Origin of the sequence: Vreelandella neptunia, from assembly GCF_034479615.1 — a bacterium.
GTDB classification, from domain to species: Bacteria; Pseudomonadota; Gammaproteobacteria; order Pseudomonadales; family Halomonadaceae; genus Vreelandella; species Vreelandella neptunia.
The window spans coordinates 429,105-444,873 of record NZ_CP140255.1; the positions used below are offsets into that span (position 1 = coordinate 429,105).

The following is a 15,769-nucleotide window of genomic DNA, read 5'->3' on the forward strand; positions in this document are numbered from 1 at the left end:
ATAACATGATGCGTAGACTAACAGCGGTGGTATGCCTGTTGGGCGCGATGATTTTGCCCGCTCACGCGGCAGAAGTAGCGGTATTAGACTGGCGAGCAGCATTGATGAATACCCAGTCGGCACAGGCCTCAATGAGTACTCTGGAAGGGCAGATCGGCAATCAGCAGCGTGAAGCACAGAACCTGGGTAATGAGCTACAGCAATTACAGCAGCGTTTGCAGAACGAAGGCGAAACCATGGCTCAGTCTCAGCGTGAGTCGCTGATTAGCGAACTACAAGAGAAGGGCAGTCGTTTTGAGCAGCTTCGCCGGGAAGTCATGCAGGCCCAGCAGAGCTCTGAGCAGCAGTTTTTAGAAAGCGCTGAACCGAAGTTAGAGCAAGCCGTCGCTCAGGTACTGGAACGCCACGGTATTGATGTACTGGTTGAGCCCCAGGGCGTACTGCACTCAGGTGTGGATCTGCCCAATGTGACCGACGAAGTCACGCAGATTTTTGATACCCTGAACTAAATTTAAACGATGATTGGTGTGGCTTGACCACACCAAAGCTTCCCTGGGCTCCCATGACGCACGCTTCTCACCACCTAACCCTCGCAGACATTGCGCGCCAATTGGACATTGCCGTTAGCGGCAACGCCCAGCAGCCGATACGTGGCTTGGCGACGTTAAAAGAAGCGCAGCCGGATCAAGTCGCTTTTCTGGCCAATCGCGCCTACCTGAAAGATCTGGCGACGACCAAGGCGGCCGCTGTATTACTGCACCCTGAGCACGGTAAACACTGCCCGGTACCTCGCCTGGAAATCGATAACCCTTACCTGGGCTATGCCAAGCTATCGCAGCTGTTTGACCCGCTGCCTGCCCGCGACGTCGTCGGTATTCACCCCACGGCGGTAGTGGCGGAAGACGTTAAACTAGGCGCTGATGTCTGCATTCAAGCTCATGCAGTGATTGAGTCTGGCGTAGTGCTGGGCGACCGCGTAGCGATTGGAGCAGGGAGCGTGGTTGGGGCCGACAGCATTATCGGCGAAGCAACGCGGCTGCATGCCAATGTCACGGTGTGCCATGGTGTGGTGGTAGGTAAGCGAGTCATCCTGCAAAGTGGCTGTGTTATCGGCGGTGACGGATTTGGTTTCGCCCACGACGGTGCTGGCTGGCATAAAATTGCGCAGCTGGGAGGCGTTGTGCTGGGCGATGACGTTGAGGTGGGCAGTTGCTCCAGCATCGATCGGGGCGCACTGGGTGATACGGTGATTGGTGATGACGTCAAAATCGATAGTCAGGTACAAATTGCTCATAACGTCATCATTGGCGATCACAGCGCCTTAGCGGGCTGTGTGGGCATTGCCGGCTCTACCAAGGTCGGTAAACACTGCATGCTGGGTGGCGGCGTTGGTTTGTCCGGCCATCTAACGATTTGCGATGGCGTTCAGGTGACGGGAATGAGCTTGGTGACAAACTCAATCCATGAACCGGGGGTCTACTCCTCAGGTACCGGCGCTATGGCCAATACCCAGTGGCGTAAAAACGCGGTGCGTTTTAAACAGCTCGATGATATCGCTAAGCGCCTAGCAAGATTGGAAAAAAAACAGCGTGATTGATTTATGCTGAATGAAATTTACCTGCCACTGACTTGAGGCTGAATAGCAGCAGGTTATAATCCACTGCTTTTTGGCCAGCAGGGGTGCTGGTATTTGCCTGAGAGTCATTAGGCGTTTTGTTATTTTAGAGGTCGCTACGATGGTTATGGATATCAATGAAATTCGCGAGTACTTGCCCCACCGCTACCCTTTTTTGCTGGTGGATCGAGTAACGGAACTAGCCATCGGTGAATCCATCGTTGCGTACAAGAATGTCAGCATCAACGAGCCGTTTTTCAACGGCCATTTTCCACATCACCCGATTATGCCTGGTGTGCTGGTGATTGAAGCACTGGCCCAAGTTTGCGGTATTCTCGGCTTTAAAACGGTCAATAAACTGCCCGCCGATGGCTATGTATACTATCTGGTAGGCAGTGACAAGGTGCGCTTTAAGCGCCCGGTAATGCCGGGTGACAAGCTCACCTTAGAGGCCGACGTGATTAAAGGTAAACGCGGTATTTGGAAATTTGCATGCCGTGCCTCGGTTGACGGTGAGCTGGCCTGCGAAGCGGAAATTATTTGTGCCGAGAGGAAGGTGGCTTGATACATCCTACTGCACTGGTCGACCCGACGGCGCGCCTTGCCGACGACGTTGAGGTAGGCCCTTTTAGCATTATCGGCCCCGGCGTCACGATCGGCGCGGGCTCGGTAATTGGCCCCCATGTGGTGGTTAAAGGCCCCACCACGCTGGGTGAGCGCACGCGTATCTTTCAGTTCGCCTCGGTAGGCGAAGACTGTCAGGACAAAAAGTACGCAGGTGAGCCCACTCGGTTAGTGATGGGGGACGATAATGTGATTCGCGAAGGCGCCACGATTCACCGAGGCACCGTTCAGGATCGCAGCGAGACCACTGTTGGTTCGCGCAACCTGTTTATGGCCTATGTACATGTGGGCCATGACTGCGTAATTGGTAACGACTGCATTTTAGCCAATCAGGTTACCTTGGCAGGGCACGTCACCGTCGGTGATCATGCCATTCTGGGTGGTTTGGCCGCAGTGCACCAGTTCTGTCATTTTGGCGATCACGCCATGGCCGGTGGTGGCTCGATTATCACCAAGGACACGCCTGCCTATATCATGATTAACGGCAACCCTGCCGAAGCGCGTGGCCTCAACCTGGTGGGGTTAAAGCGACGAGGTTTTAGCCGCGAAGCGATTAATGCCTTAACCGCCGCCTATAAAATGGTCTATCGCCAAGGGCTGACCACTGAGCAAGCGCTTGCCGAAATGCGCAGCCGCTTTGAGCTACCCGAAGTCGAGCATTTTGCCGCCTCCATTGAGCGTTCTACCCGCGGAATCACCCGTTAACCCATGCTAATCATTTTATGAGCCTGCAACGTGTCTATCTCGTGGCTGGGGAGCTCTCCGGCGATATCCTCGGCGCTGGGCTGATGCGCGAACTTAAAGCACGCCACCCTGGCGTCGAGTTTCGTGGTATCGGCGGGCCACGGATGCAGGCGGAAGGCATGGAGAGCCGCTTCCCTTTAGAGACCCTCGCGGTAATGGGGCTGGTTGAGGTGCTTAAGCACCTCCCCGAGCTGATCCGTGTACGGCGCACCCTAAAAGCCGAAGCGCTGGCCTGGCAGCCGGATATTATGCTCGGCATCGATGCGCCTGACTTCAATTTAGGCCTGGAACGCCAGCTCCGTGAAGCGGGCATTACCACCGCCCACTACGTAAGCCCTTCCGTATGGGCGTGGCGCCAGGGGCGGGTAAAAGGCATCGCTAAATCGGTAGACGGCATGCTAACACTGCTCCCTTTTGAAGCCGCCTTCTATCGCGAACACCGTGTCCCCGTCGCCTTTGTGGGTCACCCCTTGGCTGACGAAATGCCGCTGGAAAATGACCGTGCTGCGACCCGCCAAGCGCTGGAGCTGGCGCCTGATAGCCAAGTGTTGGCGCTGTTGCCCGGTTCCCGGGCCAATGAAATTCGCTTTTTGGGTGATACTTTTCTCAACGCGGCCGAACAGCTCTGCCAGCGCCACCCCGCGCTGCAGGTGGTGATTCCGGCGGCCACTGCTGATCGCCGCCGTGAAATCAGCGCACTGCTGGCTAATTACCCGTTACTGGCTGAGCGAATTACGCTGCTGGATAGTCAGGCCCGTGAAGCCATGGTAGCGAGCGATGTGGTGCTGCTGGCCTCAGGCACCGCCGCGCTGGAAGCCATGCTGTGCCACCGCACCATGCTAGTGGCCTACAAAATGGCCCCAGCCACCCACTGGCTGGCTAAACGAATGGTGAAAACCCAGTGGGTATCGCTGCCCAATTTGATTGCCCAGGAAACGCTGGTGCCCGAACTCATTCAAGACGCTGCCTCGCCGGAGGCGATTGCCGACCAGCTCAGCGCCATGCTGGCGGACGAAGATAGCCGCCACGCCCTGGAAGCGCGCTTTGCCCAGATGCACGCCACCCTCCAGCGCAACGCCAGCCGTCGCGCCGCCGAGGCAGTAAGCCTGTTGGTCGCGGGGCAGCCGCTGGAGAGTGTTGATGGCCATTAAAGATAGGGTGACAACGCACTGGTTGATCGAGCACAAGGATTTTCCACTATTAGATATTTCTTACAGCGGCGAGCGGCTGGCGGGGGTCGATGAAGTAGGCCGAGGGCCACTGATCGGTAGCGTGGTGGCCGCGGCGGTTATTCTCGATCCCGCGCAGCCGATTGACGGTCTTACTGACTCTAAAAAGTTGACGGCGCGCAGGCGTGAAGCGCTTGATACACAAATTCGCGAGCGGGCGCTGGCCTTTGCTGTGGCAGAAGCCAGCGCAGCGGAAGTGGATGCGCTGAATATTTACCACGCCACCCACTTGGCCATGCGTCGCGCCATTGATGCGCTGGCACCGTCGGCGGAATATCTACTCGTGGATGGCAACAAATTACCTAGCCATCGGCTGCCCGGCCAGGCCGTGGTGAAGGGCGATTCACGCCACTGTGCCATTGCCGCGGCGTCGATTTTGGCCAAGGTCGCTCGTGACGCGCAGATGGTCGCCTTGGATGAGTGCTATCCTGAGTATGGTTTTGCGCGCCATAAAGGCTACCCGACAAAAGAGCACCTGACGGCGCTTGCAGCTCACGGGCCACTGGCCGAACATCGTCGTAGCTTCGCGCCTGTGCAGCGCCAGTTGGCGCTGCTTTAACTTTTATCTTCATCTAGCGTTTTGCTGAGAGTCCCATGACGGTTCCGTTCGTTCATTTACGTTTGCACAGTGAATACTCCCTGGTCGATGGCTTAGTGAAGCTAAAGTCGCTGGTCAGCACCACGGCTGAACGGGCGATGCCAGCGCTGGCCTTGACCGATGAAACCAACCTGTTCGGCCTGGTGAAGTTCTACAAAGCCGCCCAGGGGGCGGGGTTGAAGCCGATTATTGGCAGCGATTTATGGCTCCATAACCCCCACGACGAGTCCCACCCTTACCGGCTAACGCTGCTGGCGATGAACGATGTGGGCTATCGCAACCTGACCGAGTTGATCTCGAAAGGGTGGACGCATGGTCAACGTCAGGGGCGCGCCATTCTCGATAAACAGTGGGTGCTGGAACAGAGCGAAGGCTTGATTGCGCTCTCCGGCGCCCGGGAGGGTGAGATTGGCCGCCACCTGCTATCTGATCACGAACAGGATGCGCGGGTGCTGCTCGAAGAGTGGCAGGCGGCATTTCCCGAGCGCTTTTATCTAGAGTTGATTCGCACCGGGCGTCCGCTGGAAGAGGCCTGCGTTCACGCCAGCGTCAAGCTGGCCATTGAGACAGGCACGCCAGTGGTGGCGACCAATGACGTGCGCTTTCTTGAGCGCGAAGATTATTGGGCCCACGAGACCCGCGTCGCCATCGGTGAAGGTAAAGCGCTGGACGACCCGCGCCGGGAACGCCGCTACACCGAAGAGCAGTACTTAAAAAGCCCCGACGAGATGGCGGCGCTGTTTGCCGATATCCCCGAAGCGCTGGAAAACAGCGTGATGATCGCCGAGCGCTGCAGCGTGGATGTGCGCCTGGGCGAGATTTTCCTGCCCGAGTTCGGCATTCCCGAAGGGATGACCCAGGATGAATTCTTCCGCAAGGTCTCCCATGACGGTTTAACCGAGCGGTTGGATTTTCTATTTCCCGCTGAACGCTACCCCCGCGACAGCGAAGAGTACCAGGCGATCGACCAGCGCTACCGCGACCGGCTGGAGTTCGAGCTCAACGTTATTATCCAGATGGGGTTCCCCGGCTACTTCCTGATCGTGATGGACTTTATCCAGTGGGCCAAGGACAACCGCGTGCCGGTAGGCCCGGGGCGTGGTTCCGGTGCTGGTTCGCTGGTGGCCTACGCGCAAAAGATCACTGACTTAGACCCGATTGGCTACGACCTGCTGTTCGAGCGCTTTCTTAACCCTGAGCGTGTCTCCATGCCCGACTTTGACGTCGACTTCTGCATGGAAAAACGCGACAAGGTGATCGAGTACGTAGCCGAGCGCTACGGTCGCAATGCGGTATCCCAGATTGTCACCTTTGGCACCATGGCGGCGAAGGCCGTGGTGCGCGACGTCGCCCGTGCCCAAGGCCGTCCGTACTCGCTGGGGGACAAACTCTCCAAGCTGATTCCCTTTGAAGTAGGCATGACCCTGGCCAAGGCGATTGAGCAGGAACCCGCGCTCAAAGAGTTTATCGGCAACGATGAAGAGGCCGAAGAGATCTGGGAGATGGCGCTCAAGCTTGAGGGCACCACCCGGGGCACCGGTAAACACGCCGGTGGCGTGGTCATCGCCCCTACCAAGCTGACGGATTTCTCGCCGCTGCTCTGCGATGAAGATGGCTCAGGCTTGGTGGTTCAGTTCGATAAAAACGATATTGAAGAGGCCGGGCTGGTCAAGTTCGACTTTCTGGGCCTGCGGACGCTGACGATTATCGACTGGGCGCTGGAGATGGTCGATAAGGTGCGCAGCGTTAACGGCCAGGATCCGCTCAACATCGACAGCATCCCGCTGGATGATGCGCCCACCTTCGAGATGCTCAAGCGCGCCGAAACCACGGCGGTCTTCCAGCTTGAGTCCCGCGGCATGAAGGAACTGATCAAGCGCCTGCTGCCCGACTCCCTGGACGACATGATCGCCCTGGTGGCACTGTTCCGCCCCGGCCCACTGCAGTCGGGCATGGTCGACGACTTTATCAACCGTAAGCACGGCCGGGCTGAAGTCTCTTATCCACACCCGGATTACCAGCACGAGCTGTTGAAACCTGTCTTGGCGCCCACCTACGGCATCATTCTCTACCAAGAGCAGGTCATGCAGATCGCGCAGGTCATGGCAGGCTACAGCCTCGGCCAGGCCGATATGCTGCGCCGTGCCATGGGTAAGAAAAAGCCCGAAGAGATGGCCAAGCAGCGCGATGGCTTTATGGAGGGCTGTGCCGCCAACGGTATCGATAAAGACCTGGCCGGTAATATCTTTGACCTGGTAGAGAAATTCGCCGGTTACGGCTTTAACAAGTCGCACTCGGCTGCCTACGCGCTGGTCTCTTACCAAACCGCGTGGCTGAAAGCCCACTATCCGGGGCCCTTTATGGCCGCGGTGATGTCCACGGAAATGGACAACCTGGATAAAGTGGTACCGCTGATCGAGGAGTGTCGCAACCTCCGGCTCACCGTTACCCCCCCGAACGTCAACGTCGGTGGCTACAAGTTCACCGTCGATACCGATGCACGTGTGGTCTACGGGCTAGGCGCCATTCGCGGCGTCGGCGAAGGTCCCATTGGCGCCATTGTAGAAGCCCGCGAGGCAGATGGCCCTTTCAAAGATATCTTTGATTTCTGCCGCCGCATTGATCCCAAACGGATGAATAAACGCACCCTGGAGGCGCTGATTCGCTCCGGTGCGCTGGATACTTTAGGCCCCAATCGTGCGGTACTGTTCGCAGCGATGGAGGACGCACTAAAAGCCGCTGCCCAAAACCACGCCAATCAGAATCTGGGCATGCAGGATATGTTTGGTGATGCGTTCGCCGCGGCCGATGAAAGTGACGGTGACAGCAACGTTTACGCCGAATACATCAACGCCCGTGAGTGGACTGATCGTGAGCGGCTCTCAGGGGAGAAAGATACCCTGGGGCTTTACCTGACGGGGCACCCCATCGATGAGTACGAACGGGAGTTAAAGCGCTTTGTCTCCACGCGGATCAGCGATTTAAAGCCTTCTCGCGACCCCCAGCGCGTTGCTGGGTTAGTGGTCGGCGTGCGCACCATGAAGTCCAAACGTGGTGATACCATGGCGTTTATCACCCTGGATGACCGCACCGGGCGTATTGAAGCTTCACTGTTTGGGGAGCTATTCGAGCAGTTGCGCGGTCAGATTGAGGCTGATCAGGTACTCATCGTTGAGGGCGAGGTCTCCAGCGACGAATACTCTGGTGGCCTGCGCCTACGCGGTAAAGATGTTACACCGATGGTGACGGCGCGCATTCGCTACGGCCAAGCCGTGGAACTGGCACTGGACGCGGGTCAGATCAATGGCCGCTTAATTGAAACCCTGCGCGACAGCCTGACGCCATATCGCGATCAAGAGGGTTTGCCGGTGCGCCTGCAGTACCGTCACCCAGCGGCAGTGGCTTGGCTGGAACTCGCCGATGAGTGGAAAGTCGCACCGAGCGACGACTTACTGCTGGCGCTGCAGGATGTTCAGGGCCAGACAGGCGTACAGCTACGCTATCGATAGCTGACAATGCGCCACTAAACTCTCGGGAGAGGGCAGGTTGAAGCGAGGGTCTTTCGGCCATGGCCGGAAAATGTTCCTGACAATTCCGGCATTTCCGCCATCCATGGCGGTCAGATGGCGAAAGTAGCGCCCTCGGATGGGTTCACAGCGCCCTCGCGGAGACCTGCTCTCGTAAGATTGCACTCAGTGCATAAGTGAGCCCACCTTGCGTGGCAGGGTCAGGGTGCGATAATACTTATTTTGATCAGGCTTGTTTTTGACAGGCAGCTTACAGGCAGAGCCGATGAATCCTAATTATCTCGATTTTGAACAGCCGATTGCCGAACTTCAGGCAAAAATTGAGGAGCTGCGGTTAGTCAGCTCCGATAGCCAAGTCAACCTTTCCGACGAGATTGCTCGGCTGGAAGAGAAGAGCCGCAAGCTGACGGAATCGATCTTCAAGGATTTGACTCCCTGGCAGGTTTCTCAGCTATCACGGCACCCTCAGCGTCCCTACACGTTGGACTACCTCGAGCACATCTTCACCGACTTTGACGAGCTGCACGGTGATCGTAACTTCGCTGATGATGCTGCGCTGGTAGGTGGCATTGCGCGATTAAACGATGCGCCGGTGATGGTGATTGGCCATCAAAAAGGCCGCGATGTAAAAGAGAAAGTACGCCGCAACTTCGGTATGCCGCGCCCAGAAGGCTACCGCAAAGCGTGCCGCCTGATGGAAATGGCTGAGCGCTTTAAAATGCCCATTGTGACGTTTATCGACACGCCGGGCGCTTACCCCGGTATCGACGCGGAAGAGCGCGGTCAGTCAGAGGCCATCGCCTATAACCTCGCCGTCATGTCGCGGCTGAAAACGCCGATTATTTCCACCGTGGTGGGCGAAGGTGGCTCCGGCGGCGCGTTGGCGATTGGGGTATGCGACGAGCTGCAAATGCTGCAGTACTCCACCTACTCGGTTATTTCACCGGAAGGCTGCGCATCGATTTTATGGAAAAGCGCTGAAAAAGCCTCCGATGCCGCTCAGGCCATGGGCATTACCGCCGAGCGACTGAAAGAGCTGGGCTTTGTCGATTCGCTGATCAAAGAGCCGCTTGGTGGTTCCCACCGCCACCCGCTAACCACCGCTGAGCGGGTCAAAGAGGCGCTGACCGCCAGCTTGGAGCGTCTGCAGGCGATGGACACCGACGCACTGCTGGAGCGTCGCTATAAGCGTTTAATGAGCTATGGCGCCCCAGCCGCTTAAAACGCTGCCAAGCTTACTCAACGACGCCCTGGCGGAAACCCCGCCGGGGCGCTCTATTTGGGTGGCACTCTCGGGTGGTTTGGACTCCTGTCTGCTGCTCGCGTTAGCCGCACAGGTCTGTGAACAAGCAGGCAGCTCTTTGCGGGCCATCCATATCAACCACGGCTTGCAGGCAGCAGCGCAGACATTTGAAGCGCACTGCCGAGATATGTGTGTGCGTTTGAACGTGCCGCTATCCGTGGTCAATGTGGCGGTAGATGCACAAGGCGAAGGCATCGAAGGTGCCGCTCGCAATGCCCGCTATGAGGCTTTTTTTGCCACCATTCCCACGGGGGATACGCTCTGGCTGGCCCAGCACCAGGACGATCAGGCGGAAACCTTCCTGCTTGCCGCCCTGCGCGGCAGCGGGTTGCGTGGGCTAGCGAGCATGCCCTATCGACGCGACGCTCAGGGTATTACCCTGGTGCGCCCCTGGCTAACGGTGCGCCGGGCAGCGTTAGAGGAAACCGCGCATTCACTCGCCGTGACCTGGTGTGAAGATCCAACCAATAGCGATATAAGCCTTGACCGCAATCGCCTGCGTCACCGGGTGCTGCCTGCGATGCGCGAGCGCTGGCCTGAGGCAGAACATGCGCTAGCGAACAGCGCTGCCCATGCTGGCGAAGCAGATGCGTTGCTGTGCGAATACGCTCAACAAGAGCTGCAACGTTTACTGGTCGATAGTCATTACATCGATGCTGCCGCGCTAGGCGAGTGTTCCCTCCCCCGTCAGCGGCTGCTGGTGCGCACGTTTTGCCAACAGCTAGGCCTGCCAACACCGCCCCAGAAGCGTTTAGAGAGCCTGCTGAATCAATTGAATGCCAAGGCGGATGCCGAGGTATGCGTTGAGTGGCCGGGCGCCCAGGCGCGCCTATGGCGTCAGCGGCTCTATTTGATGGTGCCGTATGAGCCCCTACCGGCTTGGGAGGTTAGCTGGGATGGTCAAACGCTACTGGAAACGCCTATCGGGCCGCTAGGGTGGCAGGTGGCCTCATTAAAAGAGCCGTCTCAACCGCTGAGAGCGACCTGGCGACAAGGTGGGGAGGTTATTCAACTGCCTAAACGAGGGCGGCGCGATCTCAAGCGGTTGTTACAAGAGGCGGATATGCCGCCCTGGGAGCGAGAGCGGCTGGTGGTTATCATGCAGGGTGAGGCGTGTATCGGGGTGATTTGTCCCCCTGCTCAGCTGCTATGGCGGGCAGAGGGCGTTCGCTTTACCCGTCTGACTTCACCTGCTTAACGATCAGCTTAAAACCGGCGGCTTCCATAAACGCCTGCTCCTGCTCCAGGTCGGTACTCAGCAGGGTGGGTTCATCGCTGGCAGGTAGCGTGATCGTCAAGCTATCGCTGTCAGCGCTTATTTCCGGTAGCGAGGGCGCGCTTTCCGGGCGGGAATGGTTGAGCAAAACGGCTAACCGCAGCAGCCGGGCGAGCTTCTGGGTAGTCTCCTGTTGCGCTTCCGGCAGGGCCTGCCACTCCTTGAGCGGAAATTTACGCCGGTGTGCGCGCACTAAAAACGCCAGCTGGCGCTGTTCAGGGCGTGAAAAACCCGCTAGATCCGAGTGCTCCAGTAGGTAGGCGCCGTGGCGGTGGAACTGGCTGTGGGAGATCGCCAAACCGATTTCGTGCACGTGGCTGGCCCACTGTAAATAGCGGCCTTGATCAAGGTTTAGGGACCAGGCATGGCGTACCTGATTAAACAAACGCTCGGCGGTGTCGGCGACGTTAAGTCCTTGGCGGGTATCAACATCGTAAGTGCGCTTTAGCGACTCCAGGCTCTTCGAGCGCGAGTCTTCTGCGGTATTGCGCCCGGCCATGTCGTAGAGTACGCCTTCGCGCAGCGCGCCATCGGCAAAGCGCATCTGGGTTAAATCAAAGGCTTCAAAAATCGCCCCAAGAATGGCAATACCCGCCGGGAAGACTCTGGCACGGTCAGCTTTGAGGCCATCGAGCACGACTTTATCCAGCTGCTTGCACTTTAGCAGCCGTTCGCGCAGCTTCTTCAAACCGCCACGCGTGATAACGCCCTCGTGGGGCGTATCGCCGTAGGCATGCAACACGCTGGCGGCGGCCTTGATCGTGCCGCTTGAACCGACCGGGTCGTCCCAGCCCAGGCGCTGGTAAGGACGTTGAATATTGGCAAGCTCCGAAAGGGCGGCTAGCTCGGCGCGGCGCATGCGCTTTTCGTTTAATTCACCGTCGGGGAAGAAGCGTCGAGAGAATGTCACGCAGCCCATGCGCAGGCTTTCCAGTGCTTTGGGCTCAAAGGCTTCGCCAATGATAAATTCGGTTGAACCGCCGCCAATATCGATGATTAATCGGCGGCCATTTTCGGCCAGCGCGTGGGCGGCACCTAAATAAATCAGCCGGGCTTCTTCGCGGCCGGCAATAATTTCGATGGCATGACCTAACTGTGCCTCGGCGCGCTCGATAAACGCTTGGCTATTATCGGCATCGCGTAGCGCGTTAGTGCCGACAATGCGCAAATTGGCATCGGTAATGTCGTTTAAAAACGGCGCGAAGCGGCCCAAACAGTCCAACGCGCGCTGCATCGCCTCTTCGCTGAGCAGGCCGTCATCGTCTAAACCCGCGGCGAGCTGCACTTTTTCACCCAAGCGAGCGACCACCTGTAGGCGTTCGTGTTGGTAGTTGGCCACCAGTAGGTGAAAGCTGTTGGAGCCCAGGTCTATAGCGGCGAAGCGCTGCGGTGCACCGCTGTCTGCCTCAGTGGCAGAGGTGGCAATGGGTAGCGAAATATCCGTGGACATGAGCATTCCTTCGTGTTGGCTGTGCCAAGGTTGCGGTGACCTTTATCTATTGTCAATTGCCAAAGGCTTGCGTTTATCGCGGCGCTTGACTAACATCGAGCTACTGGCCTGATCTGACCTGGTTAGTTAGTGTGTCCATAAGTGCGTCGCTGTAGAGATGGAGAGTTAAGACAGAGCAATGGTGTAGATAAATTGCTTAGGTAATAAATTGCTTAGCTAAATAGTCTTGCATGCGTCGTTCAAGTACGGCATCTTGGTCGCCCCAGACGTTATTCACTGTTTATCCCGTTAGCGTCAGCCAGAATTCCAAGTCGTCAGATAGCCCACTGGTTCAACCACTCTCCTGTGGGAACCAGATTAAACAAGTGTTAGCACCCTCGAGTTGAGTCTTAATAACAACAAGCAGCAGCGTTGTTAGTGAGGGTCAACGCCGTTCCTTTCATCTTCGAGCGCGTGCCTTTACCGGGATCTGAACGCATCACACGGCGTCACTTTCACGCCTCCTGTCTTACTCCCGGCGCCTGGCGCCCAGCTTCCATGAGCAACTTTCTAACACACCGATGAATCTCACTGAACTCAAGCAAAAAACCGTTCCCGAGCTCCTCGATATCGCCCGTGAAATGGGTATTGATAACTTGGCCCGTTCGCGCAAGCAGGACATCATTTTCGCCATCCTCAAGAAACACGCCAAAAGTGGCGAGGATATCTATGGCGACGGTGTGCTGGAAATTCTTCAGGATGGCTTCGGCTTCCTGCGTAGCGCAGACAGCTCCTATCTCGCCGGTCCCGACGATATTTACATATCGCCTTCACAGATCCGCCGTTTCAATCTGCGTAAGGGTGACTCCATTTCCGGCAAAATCCGTCCGCCGAAGGAGGGTGAGCGCTATTTCGCCCTGCTGAAGGTCAGTCAAATCAACTTTGACCGTCCGGAAAATGCCAAGCACAAGATCCTGTTTGAGAACTTAACGCCGCTGTTCCCAGACGATCGTATGCGTATGGAGATCGGTAACGGCTCCACGGAAGACCTTACCGCTCGGATCATTGATCTAACCGCGCCAATCGGTAAAGGCCAACGTGGTTTGCTGGTATCGCCGCCTAAAGCGGGTAAAACGCTGATGTTGCAGAACATCGCGACCTCCATCACGCGCAACAACCCAGAGTGCCATCTGATCGTACTGCTGATCGATGAGCGCCCTGAGGAAGTGACCGAAATGTCGCGCACGGTGCGTGGCGAAGTGGTGGCGTCGACCTTCGATGAGCCGCCGGCGCGCCACGTGCAAGTGGCTGAAATGGTTATCGAGAAAGCCAAGCGTTTGGTTGAGCACAAGAAAGATGTGGTCATTCTGCTCGACTCGATTACTCGCTTAGCGCGTGCTTACAACACCGTGGTGCCGAGCTCTGGTAAAGTGCTCACCGGTGGTGTAGATGCTCACGCCCTTGAGAAGCCGAAACGCTTCTTCGGTGCGGCGCGTAACATCGAAGAGGGCGGCAGCCTGACGATTATCGCCACGGCGCTGGTCGACACTGGCTCCAAGATGGACGAAGTCATCTTCGAAGAGTTCAAGGGTACCGGTAACATGGAAGCCCATCTGGATCGCAAGCTGGCTGAGCGTCGCGTATTCCCGGCGATCAATATCCGCCGCAGTGGCACCCGTCGTGAAGACCTGCTGGCCTCTGAAGATGAAATGCAGCGCATGTGGATTCTGCGTAAGCTGCTCAACCCGATGGAAGACACCGCTGCCACTGAATTCCTGATTGACCGTCTGAAAGATACCAAGACCAATCTTGAGTTCTTTGAAGCGATGAAGCGCCGCTAGCTTGTAGTCAAAAAGAGCGCCGCTAACGCGGCGTATTCGCCAGCCAGGGAGCGTGCCTTGAAGTACAAAGACTTGCGTGAGTTCATCGCGGCGCTTGAAGCCCAGGGTGAACTCAAACGTATCCACATCGAAGTCGACCCTTACCTGGAAATCACCGAAATTTGCGACCGCACGCTGCGTGCCGGTGGCCCGGCGTTGCTGTTTGAAAACGTCAAAGGCCACGACATGCCGCTGCTCGGTAACCTGTTTGGCACCCCCAAACGGGTTGCGCTAGGCATGGGCCAGGACTCGGTAGAAGCGCTCAGAGAAGTAGGCAAGCTGTTGGCGTTTCTCAAAGAGCCTGACCCGCCCAAAGGCTTGAAAGACGCCTGGGACAAGCTGCCGATCTTCAAGCAAGTGCTCAGCATGGGGCCAAAAAACGTCAAGCATGCACCGGTGCAAGAGGTGGTGTATGAAGATGACGAGGTCGATCTTGGCCTGCTGCCGATTCAGCACTGCTGGCCCGGAGATGCAGCACCGCTGGTCACCTGGCCACTGGTGATCACCAAGGGGCCGCTCAAGAAGCGCCAGAACCTAGGTATTTACCGTCAGCAGAAGATTGGTAAGAACCGCCTGATCATGCGTTGGCTCTCCCACCGCGGCGGCGCGCTGGATTTTCTGGAGTTTCAAAAGGCCCATCCTGGCGAGCCCTTTCCAGTCGCAGTGGCGCTTGGCGCCGACCCAGCGACGATTTTGGGCGCCGTGACCCCGGTGCCAGATTCCCTCTCAGAATATGCCTTTGCAGGCCTGCTGCGCGGTTCGCGTACCGAGCTGGTGAAGTGCGGACACGCCGACCTTGATGTACCCGCGTCCAGCGAGATTATCCTCGAAGGCTTTATCTATCCGGATGACATGGCGGCGGAAGGCCCCTTTGGTGACCACACCGGTTACTACAATGAGGTCGACCACTTCCCGGTGTTTACCATCACGCGGATGACCATGCGCCGTGATGCGATCTATCACTCGACCTATACGGGACGTCCACCGGATGAGCCGGCGATTCTCGGCGTGGCGCTCAACGAAGTCTTCGTGCCCATCCTGTGTAAGCAGTTTCCCGAAATTGTCGACTTCTACCTACCTCCGGAAGGCTGTTCTTACCGCATGGCGGTGGTCACCATGAAAAAGCAGTACCCCGGCCACGCCAAGCGCGTAATGATGGGGGTATGGAGCTTTCTGCGTCAGTTTATGTACACCAAGTTTGTGATTGTGCTGGATGACGACGTGGACGCACGCAATTGGGAAGATGTTATCTGGGCGATCACCACCCGGATGGATCCCGCACGCGACACCGTGATGGTCGAGAATACGCCGATCGATTACCTCGATTTCGCCTCACCGGTCTCAGGCCTTGGCTCGAAAATGGGACTCGATGCCACCAATAAGTGGCCGGGAGAAACTGACCGCGAATGGGGCACCCCGATTGTGATGGACGATGCCGTTAAAGCGCGCGTGGATGAACGCTGGGAAGCGCTGGGGATTGGCCTTGAATTACCGCCCTCCCGCCGCTGAATGCGATGTATCGCTGACCAAATTTGTATAAAGAG

The 15,769-nt window shown here is 57.3% G+C and carries 12 protein-coding genes; 11 read left to right on the forward strand and 1 reads right to left on the reverse strand.

Going from position 1 to position 15,769, the window contains the following annotated elements:
- Positions 1 to 8: 8 nt before the first annotated feature.
- From SR894_RS02105 to tilS, 9 genes are all read left to right on the forward strand, one after another.
- On the forward strand, positions 9 to 509 hold the full coding sequence (locus SR894_RS02105) for an OmpH/Skp family outer membrane protein (RefSeq protein ID WP_133731095.1): 501 nt from the start codon (positions 9 to 11) through the stop codon (positions 507 to 509).
- 53 nt (positions 510 to 562) lie between these two features.
- Entirely contained in the window at positions 563 to 1,597 is a 1,035-nt protein-coding gene (lpxD, locus tag SR894_RS02110; protein ID WP_133730951.1) for a UDP-3-O-(3-hydroxymyristoyl)glucosamine N-acyltransferase, read from the forward strand.
- Between the two features lie 139 nt (positions 1,598 to 1,736).
- The gene (gene fabZ / locus SR894_RS02115) at positions 1,737 to 2,180 is read left to right on the forward strand and encodes a 3-hydroxyacyl-ACP dehydratase FabZ (RefSeq protein WP_133730950.1); all 444 of its coding nucleotides are present in this window, start codon (positions 1,737 to 1,739) and stop codon (positions 2,178 to 2,180) included.
- On the forward strand, positions 2,177 to 2,944 hold the full coding sequence (lpxA, locus tag SR894_RS02120) for an acyl-ACP--UDP-N-acetylglucosamine O-acyltransferase (RefSeq protein WP_133730949.1): 768 nt from the start codon (positions 2,177 to 2,179) through the stop codon (positions 2,942 to 2,944). Before fabZ ends, lpxA begins: the two co-directional genes overlap by 4 nt.
- A 17-nt stretch (positions 2,945 to 2,961) precedes the next feature.
- Entirely contained in the window at positions 2,962 to 4,134 is a 1,173-nt protein-coding gene (lpxB, locus tag SR894_RS02125) for a lipid-A-disaccharide synthase (protein ID WP_133730948.1), read from the forward strand.
- Complete coding sequence (gene rnhB, locus SR894_RS02130; protein WP_208862652.1) at positions 4,124 to 4,771, forward strand: ribonuclease HII; 648 nt, start codon at positions 4,124 to 4,126, stop codon at positions 4,769 to 4,771. Before lpxB ends, rnhB begins: the two co-directional genes overlap by 11 nt.
- 35 nt (positions 4,772 to 4,806) lie before the next feature.
- Positions 4,807 to 8,319: a DNA polymerase III subunit alpha gene (gene dnaE / locus SR894_RS02135; protein ID WP_133730947.1), complete on the forward strand. Its 3,513-nt coding sequence runs from the start codon at positions 4,807 to 4,809 to the stop codon at positions 8,317 to 8,319.
- A 283-nt stretch (positions 8,320 to 8,602) separates the two neighbouring features.
- Entirely contained in the window at positions 8,603 to 9,559 is a 957-nt protein-coding gene (gene accA / locus SR894_RS02140; protein WP_133730946.1) for an acetyl-CoA carboxylase carboxyl transferase subunit alpha, read from the forward strand.
- Positions 9,540 to 10,838, forward strand: a complete 1,299-nt coding sequence (gene tilS / locus SR894_RS02145; RefSeq protein WP_133730945.1) for a tRNA lysidine(34) synthetase TilS — start codon at positions 9,540 to 9,542, stop codon at positions 10,836 to 10,838. The genes accA and tilS overlap by 20 nt, the downstream gene beginning before the upstream one ends.
- On the opposite strand, the gene ppx is transcribed toward tilS, so the two are convergent.
- The gene (gene ppx, locus SR894_RS02150) at positions 10,813 to 12,366 is read right to left on the reverse strand and encodes an exopolyphosphatase (protein WP_133730944.1); all 1,554 of its coding nucleotides are present in this window, start codon (positions 12,364 to 12,366) and stop codon (positions 10,813 to 10,815) included. The genes tilS and ppx overlap by 26 nt on opposite strands.
- A 560-nt stretch (positions 12,367 to 12,926) precedes the next feature.
- Here ppx and rho point away from each other — a divergent pair.
- Both rho and ubiD read left to right on the forward strand, forming a co-directional pair.
- Positions 12,927 to 14,186 carry a transcription termination factor Rho gene (gene rho, locus SR894_RS02155; protein WP_007111700.1) on the forward strand — a complete coding sequence of 420 codons (1,260 nt, stop codon included), beginning with the start codon at positions 12,927 to 12,929 and terminating at the stop codon, positions 14,184 to 14,186.
- Between the two features lie 57 nt (positions 14,187 to 14,243).
- Entirely contained in the window at positions 14,244 to 15,734 is a 1,491-nt protein-coding gene (gene ubiD / locus SR894_RS02160) for a 4-hydroxy-3-polyprenylbenzoate decarboxylase (protein WP_133730943.1), read from the forward strand.
- Positions 15,735 to 15,769 lie beyond the last annotated feature (35 nt).

Bases quoted from the DNA above. Each gene is read 5' to 3' on its own strand.
- SR894_RS02105 (WP_133731095.1), top strand. From the start codon at position 9: ATGCGTAGACTAACAGCGGTGGTATGCCTGTTGGGCGCGATGATTTTG.
- lpxB (WP_133730948.1), top strand. From the start codon at position 2,962: ATGAGCCTGCAACGTGTCTATCTCGTGGCTGGGGAGCTCTCCGGCGAT.
- ppx (WP_133730944.1), bottom strand. From the start codon at position 12,366: ATGTCCACGGATATTTCGCTACCCATTGCCACCTCTGCCACTGAGGCA.
- rnhB (WP_208862652.1), top strand. From the start codon at position 4,124: ATGGCCATTAAAGATAGGGTGACAACGCACTGGTTGATCGAGCACAAG.
- lpxD (WP_133730951.1), top strand. From the start codon at position 563: ATGACGCACGCTTCTCACCACCTAACCCTCGCAGACATTGCGCGCCAA.
- tilS (WP_133730945.1), top strand. From the start codon at position 9,540: ATGGCGCCCCAGCCGCTTAAAACGCTGCCAAGCTTACTCAACGACGCC.
- dnaE (WP_133730947.1), top strand. From the start codon at position 4,807: ATGACGGTTCCGTTCGTTCATTTACGTTTGCACAGTGAATACTCCCTG.
- accA (WP_133730946.1), top strand. From the start codon at position 8,603: ATGAATCCTAATTATCTCGATTTTGAACAGCCGATTGCCGAACTTCAG.
- fabZ (WP_133730950.1), top strand. From the start codon at position 1,737: ATGGTTATGGATATCAATGAAATTCGCGAGTACTTGCCCCACCGCTAC.
- rho (WP_007111700.1), top strand. From the start codon at position 12,927: ATGAATCTCACTGAACTCAAGCAAAAAACCGTTCCCGAGCTCCTCGAT.